The following is a 7,930-nucleotide window of genomic DNA, read 5'->3' on the forward strand; positions in this document are numbered from 1 at the left end:
CTGGACACCGGTTGGTGCCGTGACGCTTAACCCCGAACGCGACTCAGTCGTCGAGATGGCGTCGATCAGCGCAAATAAACAGCCTCTGGCTGCATGAGTGAGGCGACAACTTGCTTGACGCGCGCCGGACCTGATCCGGCATATCGAGCATGGCTGTATTACTACGACGATGAACAGCAAGCACTTTTAGGTCAGATTCGAGCAGCTTGGGGTCAGGACTGCGTGATTCAGATCTGTGGTGGGCGACTGAGGATTTTTGCCGAGGAAGGGCGGTTGGAATTTTTCAGCGCGCGTGAGCTGTTTGACGCAATCGCTGTGAAGACGCTGAAAGGAATCGGTCGGCGACAGAAGTAGAGCAGTACAAGCGGGATGACCCATTGCGCACGTTAGGAGATTGCGGTGTTGTCCAACGAAGAAAGTCTCCAATTGCTTAGGCTAGTTTGTCACCGCCAGATCCCATGGGGGAAGAAGCCGAAGAAACTGATTACCCTTCGCAACCTCGAACTGGTCGAGGTCCAGCGCTTTCCGCCCAGAGTCAACGCGAGAGTTCCCGAACCCATCGACATAGCGATCCTCACAAGACGGGGGCAAGAGGAGTTTGCGCGTCTCGAAAAGATGGCCTCGCTTCTGGACTGGCGATCGACGGGGTTAATGGCATACCAGGTGGAACTAGAAACTTTTCCGTGAGCCCACCACCTGCAGGTCGCCTGTCTTTAGGCCAACCAACGAACATGGTTCACGTCTGCTCAACTTAAGTGGAGTGAAAAGCCGAGAAGATCGTATTGGACTGGCTGAAGGCCACGACTCAGCCGTCACAATGATTCCCGTCTAACGAGTGAGTCTTTCATTTACAACGTTATCAATAGCAGACTGAGCGAGCCAATGACAGTAGCCCCCCAAAGTGTTTCGATCTATTTGGTCTGATCTGATGTCAAAATATTTTCCTGCACGAAAGTCGTGTTTTGACCAATATTGGTTCGTATGCCACGCATGAATATGCAGAACGTCACTGCCGATATTTCTCGTTGCAGAAGGAAAGTGGTCAAGGAACCCGAGCGAACATTGTTGCGGATAGGTGCGGCGAAGCGCTAGCTCCCCAGCGTACATCGTCAAAACATTCTTACACCAGCCCGGCCATGCACCTTCAAAGTTGGAAAATTCCTCTTTGATTAATTTGTTGCAATAGTCCAACTGCGCAGTGAGGAAGTTGCACACATGGTCCGATGGTCCCAGGACCGAAGCCCCAACATTATGCAGGCCCGAATGAGGGAATCCCCACCGTAGACTACATTGAGACAATTTCCCTCGGACTTCTTCCTCATAGGCGTACGCGCCGAAACCAAAGCATAGTCCGGATGGAGAAAAGTCAAGCAATGCTGGCGTAACGAACGTGTCGCAGTCCGTTTTCAATATAAATCGGTATTTTTTGCACTCGTCAAAAACGCTTTGATCAACGAAATTTCCAACGCTATTGATGTAAGCATATCCCTGCCATTCAGTATTCCGCTCGAGGTATGGCGTACTCGGAATGATCGTCAACTTTTCATCGACTGGCAGAAGATTGATCGCATCAGGATGACACACAGCAATGATCCTGGAGCGCAGGAACAAGTTGCTGAAAATCATGCTCTTGTAGAGCCAATGAAACTCCTCGACAATCTCCTTTCTGTTGTCGATATAGACCAAAACGCCCAAGTCGATCGACGCTTCTGAGCAGCTCAGGTCTGATCTGCTTTCAGCGTTGGCGTTGGCGTTGTAGTTGTTTTCCATCTGCTTACAGCCTTCATCAAGGGGCGGGCAATGCATTCCGATATGTGCGTGTCAGAGCAAAGCGAACCGGGCGTTGGTGTTAACGATCAGTCCGCCGTACTTCACGGAACGGTATCAGTGCGCGTTCGAGAGAGATATAGCGAATAGGGAGTATGGGAAGAGAAAAGGTGAAGCCCCGGCAATCGGGGATTAGTCGGGGCTTCAAGGAGCAGGCGCAGCTTCGGGGATTAGCTTTCCTGCCCGAGATCGACCGGAAAAGTCGATGAATTCAGCATAACCGGAACGGGGCGTGATGTTGTGAATAATTGTCACGCACTCGCGGGTTTTTGTCGGAGCGGGAAAAGCAGATGTTTGTGACCGACCGCCGTCGAGATTCAACGAGCTTGACAGACCGGTTTGCTGGGAACCGATAGCGTATTTGGATTCGGGGACAGGCTGAATTGAAAGCGACTACTCAGGCCTGTACCAGACTCGTGCAGCTGGAGCGAGGACTGCGCAATCAGATCGCTGGGCGACTGAGAACTAATGAGTGACGCCATGTCTCGCAACGAATTCGTCGATTTGTTCGTTTGTGATCGGTGCGGAGATGTAGTAACCCTGACAATCTATCTGATCGATTGTGCTCGCCCATGCGAACTGCGCTGCCGTTTCGATCCCCTCTATGACGACACGTTTTCCGAGACGTTGTCCGAGTTGCACGAGCGACTCGACCACGACTTTCGAATCGGCATGCTTCTGAATATCGCACATGAACTTGCGGTCCAGTTTGAGCGTGTCGACCCCGAGCCGATGCAGAATGGTAAGTGACCAGCAGCCCGAGCCGAAGTCGTCGATTGCGATACTTACGCCGGATTCTTTGATGGATTCAACGGCGGAGGCGAGCGCTTCAATTGGACCCGGATCGGTGGTCTCGGTGAGCTCGATCTGTAAGCGTGCCGCGTTGAGTGAACGACTGCGAAGCAGGGCGGATAACTTGCTTGCCAGCCCGGGCCGGCCAATTTCTCGGGCGGGAAGATTGACGGCTAGCGAAAGCGTGTTATATCCGCGAACGGTCCAATCGGCTAGCGTTTGAGCAGCTTCCTCGATAACAAAATCCGTGAAACGCGGGGTAAGTGCAGAGTCTTCCACAAGATGGATAAACGAAGCGGGCGTCAGGACGCCACGTGCCGGGTGGCTCCATCGCAGCAGTGATTCAAAACCACACAGCCGGCCTTCCTGCATACGCAGCTTAGGCTGATAGAGGAAAAAGAACTCCCGTCTGGCGAGGCCGCGCTCCGCGTCTGCGACCGTGCAGGAGTGGAGAATGTCTGCAGCAACGTGTTCCATAGCAATCTCTAGTGCGCGTATGTTGCAAGCCTCACATCAAAATGGATCGACACTGTCTCCTGAAAGGTCGGCGAAACGCTGGTGCAAACTTTGAAAAATGCGCGCGCTCGAATGGAGGTGTCGCGGAGTCGCACAACTTTCATCGTTGTTCATATCAACGTCCGACCATCGACGAATGTGTCAATTGTCGCGTGGCTAGTTCCGGCCATTGAATCGTATCGAATTGAGCGACATGAGTTGTGAATTATTGAAACATCGGAGCGGCGATGAGAAATGACGGCGCTGCTTTCGACCAGCCTTGCGGTTCACACTCTGTGACGCGCTGCACTGTGGTGTCCTCTACGATTCACCCGCTAATTGATGGGGCGGCTCGCCGGTTGTGCGGGTGAACAAGGAAATCAAGAGGGGATTGTGCGTTCGGCGTATTTGACTGACAGGTTTGTTTGGGGAATTGCATTGGGGGCTCTCGTCGGGTGGGCGATCTCCGCAGGAGTGGATCATTGGAGAATGTCCCATTCGATCGATCCGAGGTTCGGCCTGCGTCTGACGCTGGAAACTGCAGCCTCTGCATGCCTGCTTCTGCCGAGGCCATTGTTGCTGAAGACAGTCTTTCGGTTGCGACGTAGCGTGTTCATGCGGGATAAGGATGTGCATGCGATGCTGATGGGGCGCTTGTTTGGCGTTCTAGGCGGGGTCTGGCTCGGCGCGAGGGTCAACTGCCGGCTCTTTTGAGTGCGTTCCCGCCATTGATAAATAAAACAATCCTGGCGGCGTTTGCGGCTTGATGTGTGTCGTGTTCACTGCGGCTATCGCACAACTGCTGGACATCTGCTCGCGAAAAATTGACGCTGGTCGTGCCCCGGGGGACATTGGGCAGTATCGCGCGGGCAAGTGGCGATCGACTTGTCACGGGAATACAAGGTCGACGCAAATCGGAGCGCTTTGTGAATTCAATCGAATTTCGAGGCCGACCATTGCGCTCCGACTCTAATGGTCTGGTGGCGGCGCGTTGTGAATATTCGTGAACTCTGGCGATATTTTTCGCGAAGTGTATCGAATTTGGCAATCTTCAAGAAATGGCGTGGCTTCAGTACTTTCGGACTGTTATATATGCGCGCTGCCGAAAAAACTCCGGCGGTCGGGGCGTGATGTAAGTGCCTTCATAAGGCACAGGCTATTTCTATTTCGTTTACCTTATGTACGCAAATTCCCTGAAGCTATCGGTTTGCCGATGGGCCGTTCACCGTAGCCCTTATCGCGTGCGTCTGCCTGGTGATCCCTTTCGGAAGGCTGGAATCGCAGGATCGCGCAAAGCCTCTCCAGAGTGGACGGGTCTCGCAACCTGCATGGGAACGATGGCGAGCGGGAAGCGGGGCGCTATTTGAGTAAATACCGACAGAAACCATGGCATGTCACAAATATTCGCAATGCGGGTTAAGGCGATCGATATGCTGGCCAAGATGATATTTGGGGAATGAGATCGGGTTGAAAGGAATTTGATAGTAATTCCTGGTGGCAGCGTTGTCGCCGGGATCTCGTTTTTTCTGTTTGGGTCGTGCTGAAGCCGGATCAAAGAATTCATGAGCGATCGGGTGGGTGGACGAGGTGGGGAATAAAAAATGAATAAGACGTACCGATCGATTTGGAACGAGTCGCTGGGGGCCTGGGTTGCCGTGTCGGAACACGACTCAGCTAGGGGCAAGCCGAAGAAGTCGAAGGTGGTTCAGGCGGTCACCTTGGCGGCTGTGGTGGTTGGCACGCATGCGCCGGTTGCTCATGCACAGTACTATGCCGGCGGTGGAGCGGGTACAGCTAGTCCAAATACCAATACAGTCGCAATTGGAACTTCTGCTCTTGCCTCCGTTAATGCGGTGGCTATTGGCGGCTCTGCATTAGCTGGCACTAACTCAGAGGCTATTGGCACGACTGCAACGGCTACTGGATGGGCTTCTCTGGCAATCGGTTATCAGAGCACTGCTAATTCCAACTATGCCGTAGCGGTTGGATATGCAAACATTTCCAGTGGGAACTCCGCTTCTGCGATCGGATACGAAAACACCGCCAGTGCAGCGGACGGTATAGCGATAGGGGTTTCCAACGTTGTTACCAACACCGGCTCTTATGGCATCGCAATTGGTACGCAATCTACAGCTTCGGCTCTTGATGCTACCGCAATTGGTGTGACGGCTAACGCGTCGGCTACAAAGGCCACAGCCATTGGATTTCAGTCGACAGCGAATGTCATGGGGTCGGTCGCGCTCGGCAATAACGCCTCTACGACCGCTGCTTCATCGACTGCCACGGCTGGGACCACCGCGTATAGCACTCAGCAGATCGGTGGTACGACATATGGCTCGTTCGCAGGTGCCGACGGCGCTGCTGGTGTCGTAAGCGTTGGGGCTGTGGGGGCTGAGCGACGCATACAATATGTGGCCGCTGGCCTGATTGGCCCTAGCAGCACTGACGCGGTAAACGGCAGCCAGTTGTATTCGGTCGCAAGTACGGTCGACTCTTTGTCGACTTCGACGTCGACGGGTATTTCATCGCTGTCTACAGGCGTGAGCTCGCTGTCGACTTCTACGTCGACGGGCCTCTCGTCGCTGTCGACGGGGCTGAGCACGACTAACAGCACAGTCACGTCGCTCTCGACGGGTGTGAGTTCGTTGTCCACGGGGCTTAGTTCGCTGTCGACCTCTGCGTCGACGGGCATCAGCACGGCACAGAGCGGCGTGAATTCGCTGTCCACGGGTATGAGCTCGCTGTCGACTTCTGCGTCGACGGGTATTTCGTCGCTGTCGACGTCGGCCTCGACGGGGATCAGCACGGCACAGAGCGGCGTGAATTCGCTGTCCACGGGCGTGAGCTCGCTGTCGACGTCGGCCTCGACGGGGATCAGCACGGTGCAGAGCGGTGTGGATTCGCTGTCCACAGGCCTGGGTTCGCTGTCGACCTCCACGTCGACAGGTATTTCGTCGCTGTCGACCTCCACATCGACGGGTATCTCGTCGCTGTCGACGGGCCTGAGCACGACCAATAGCACGGTCGCGTCGCTCTCGACGGGTGTGAGTTCGTTGTCCACGGGTCTGGGTTCGTTGTCGACTTCCACGTCGACGGGCATCAGCACGGCACAGAGCGGCGTGAATTCGCTGTCCACGGGCGTGAGTTCGTTGTCGACTTCCACGTCGACGGGCATCAGCACGGCACAGAGCGGCGTGAATTCGCTGTCCACGGGTATGAGCTCGCTGTCGACTTCTACGTCGACGGGTATTTCGTCGCTGTCGACGTCGACCTCGACGGGGATCAGCACGGCGCAGAGCGGCGTGAATTCGCTGTCCACGGGTCTGAGCTCACTGTCGACGGGCCTGAGCACGACTAACAGCGCGGTCACGTCGCTCTCGACGGGTATGAGTTCGCTGTCCACAGGCGTGAGCTCGCTGTCGACCTCCACGTCGACGGGTATCTCGTCGTTGTCGACGTCGACCTCGACAGGCATCTCGTCGCTGTCGACGTCGACCTCGACGGGGATCAGCACGGTGCAGAGCGGTGTGGATTCGCTGTCCACAGGCCTGGGTTCGCTGTCGACCTCCACGTCGACAGGTATTTCGTCACTGTCGACGTCGACCTCGACGGGCCTCTCTTCGCTGTCCACGGGTCTGAGCTCACTGTCGACCTCCACATCGACGGGTATCTCGTCACTGTCGACGGGCCTGAGCACGACCAATAGCACGGTCGCGTCGCTCTCGACGGGTGTGAGTTCGCTGTCGACCTCTGCGTCGACGGGTATCTCGTCGCTGTCGACATCGGCCTCGACGGGGATCAGCACGGCACAGAGCGGCGTGAATTCGCTGTCCACGGGCGTGAGCTCGCTGTCGACCTCCGCATCGACGGGTATCTCTTCACTGTCCACGGGTATGAGCTCGCTGTCGACGTCAGCCTCGACGGGGATCAGCACGGTGCAGAGCGGTGTGGATTCGCTGTCCACAGGCCTGGGTTCGCTGTCGACCTCCACGTCGACAGGTATTTCGTCGCTGTCGACGTCGACCTCGACGGGCCTCTCTTCGCTGTCCACGGGTCTGAGCTCACTGTCGACCTCCACATCGACGGGTATCTCGTCGCTGTCGACGTCGACCTCGACGGGGATCAGCACGGCACAGAGCGGCGTGAATTCGCTGTCCACGGGCGTGAGTTCGCTGTCGACGTCAGCCTCGACGGGGATCAGCACGGTGCAGAGCGGTGTGGATTCGCTGTCCACAGGCCTGGGTTCGTTGTCGACCTCCACGTCGACAGGTATTTCGTCACTGTCGACGTCGACCTCGACGGGCCTCTCTTCGCTGTCCACGGGTCTGAGCTCACTGTCGACGGGCCTGAGCACGACTAACAGCGCGGTCACGTCGCTCTCGACGGGTATGAGTTCGCTGTCCACAGGCGTGAGCTCGCTGTCGACCTCCACGTCGACGGGTATCTCGTCGTTGTCGACGTCGACCTCGACAGGCATCTCGTCGCTGTCGACGTCGACCTCGACGGGGATCAGCACGGTGCAGAGCGGTGTGGATTCGCTGTCCACAGGCCTGGGTTCGCTGTCGACCTCCACGTCGACAGGTATTTCGTCACTGTCGACGTCGACCTCGACGGGCCTCTCTTCGCTGTCCACGGGTCTGAGCTCACTGTCGACCTCCACATCGACGGGTATCTCGTCACTGTCGACGGGCCTGAGCACGACTAACAGCGCGGTCACGTCGCTCTCGACGGGTATGAGTTCGCTGTCCACAGGCGTGAGCTCGCTGTCGACCTCCACGTCGACGGGTATCTCGTCGTTGTCGACGTCGACCTCGAC

At 56.3% G+C, this 7,930-nt stretch carries 6 protein-coding genes; 4 read left to right on the top strand and 2 right to left on the bottom strand.

Annotated features, from left to right (window positions below; translation table 11 throughout):
* The first annotated feature begins 93 nt into the window (after positions 1-93).
* Complete coding sequence (locus F6X37_RS34960; RefSeq protein WP_187614567.1) at positions 94-354, top strand: hypothetical protein; 261 nt, start codon at positions 94-96, stop codon at positions 352-354.
* A gap of 48 nt (positions 355-402) precedes the next feature.
* Positions 403-687 (top strand): hypothetical protein, encoded by a 285-nt coding sequence (locus F6X37_RS34965; protein WP_187614568.1) that lies wholly within the window; start codon positions 403-405, stop codon positions 685-687.
* 141 nt (positions 688-828) lie between these two features.
* On the opposite strand, the gene F6X37_RS34970 is transcribed toward F6X37_RS34965, so the two are convergent.
* Positions 829-1,770, bottom strand: a complete 942-nt coding sequence (locus tag F6X37_RS34970) for a hypothetical protein (protein ID WP_262420149.1) — start codon at positions 1,768-1,770, stop codon at positions 829-831.
* 522 nt (positions 1,771-2,292) lie between these two features.
* Positions 2,293-3,096, bottom strand: a complete 804-nt coding sequence (locus tag F6X37_RS34975; protein ID WP_187614569.1) for an EAL domain-containing protein — start codon at positions 3,094-3,096, stop codon at positions 2,293-2,295.
* A 507-nt stretch (positions 3,097-3,603) separates the two neighbouring features.
* Here F6X37_RS34975 and F6X37_RS34980 point away from each other — a divergent pair.
* Both F6X37_RS34980 and F6X37_RS34985 read left to right on the top strand, forming a co-directional pair.
* Positions 3,604-3,828, top strand: coding sequence for a hypothetical protein (locus tag F6X37_RS34980; protein ID WP_187614570.1), 225 nt, complete (start codon positions 3,604-3,606; stop codon positions 3,826-3,828).
* An 887-nt stretch (positions 3,829-4,715) separates the two neighbouring features.
* Positions 4,716-7,930 (top strand): ESPR-type extended signal peptide-containing protein (locus F6X37_RS34985; protein ID WP_262420150.1); only part of this gene is annotated, 3,215 nt, incomplete at its 3' end.

Origin of the sequence: Paraburkholderia sp. 31.1 (genome assembly GCF_014397645.1) — a bacterium.
Taxonomy (GTDB): Bacteria; Pseudomonadota; Gammaproteobacteria; order Burkholderiales; family Burkholderiaceae; genus Paraburkholderia; species Paraburkholderia tuberum.

Coding starts and splice junctions, on each gene's coding strand:
- F6X37_RS34960 (WP_187614567.1), top strand. CDS start 94: ATGAGTGAGGCGACAACTTGCTTGACGCGCGCCGGACCTGATCCGGCA.
- F6X37_RS34970 (WP_262420149.1), bottom strand. CDS start 1,770: ATGGAAAACAACTACAACGCCAACGCCAACGCTGAAAGCAGATCAGAC.
- F6X37_RS34980 (WP_187614570.1), top strand. CDS start 3,604: ATGTCCCATTCGATCGATCCGAGGTTCGGCCTGCGTCTGACGCTGGAA.
- F6X37_RS34975 (WP_187614569.1), bottom strand. CDS start 3,096: ATGGAACACGTTGCTGCAGACATTCTCCACTCCTGCACGGTCGCAGAC.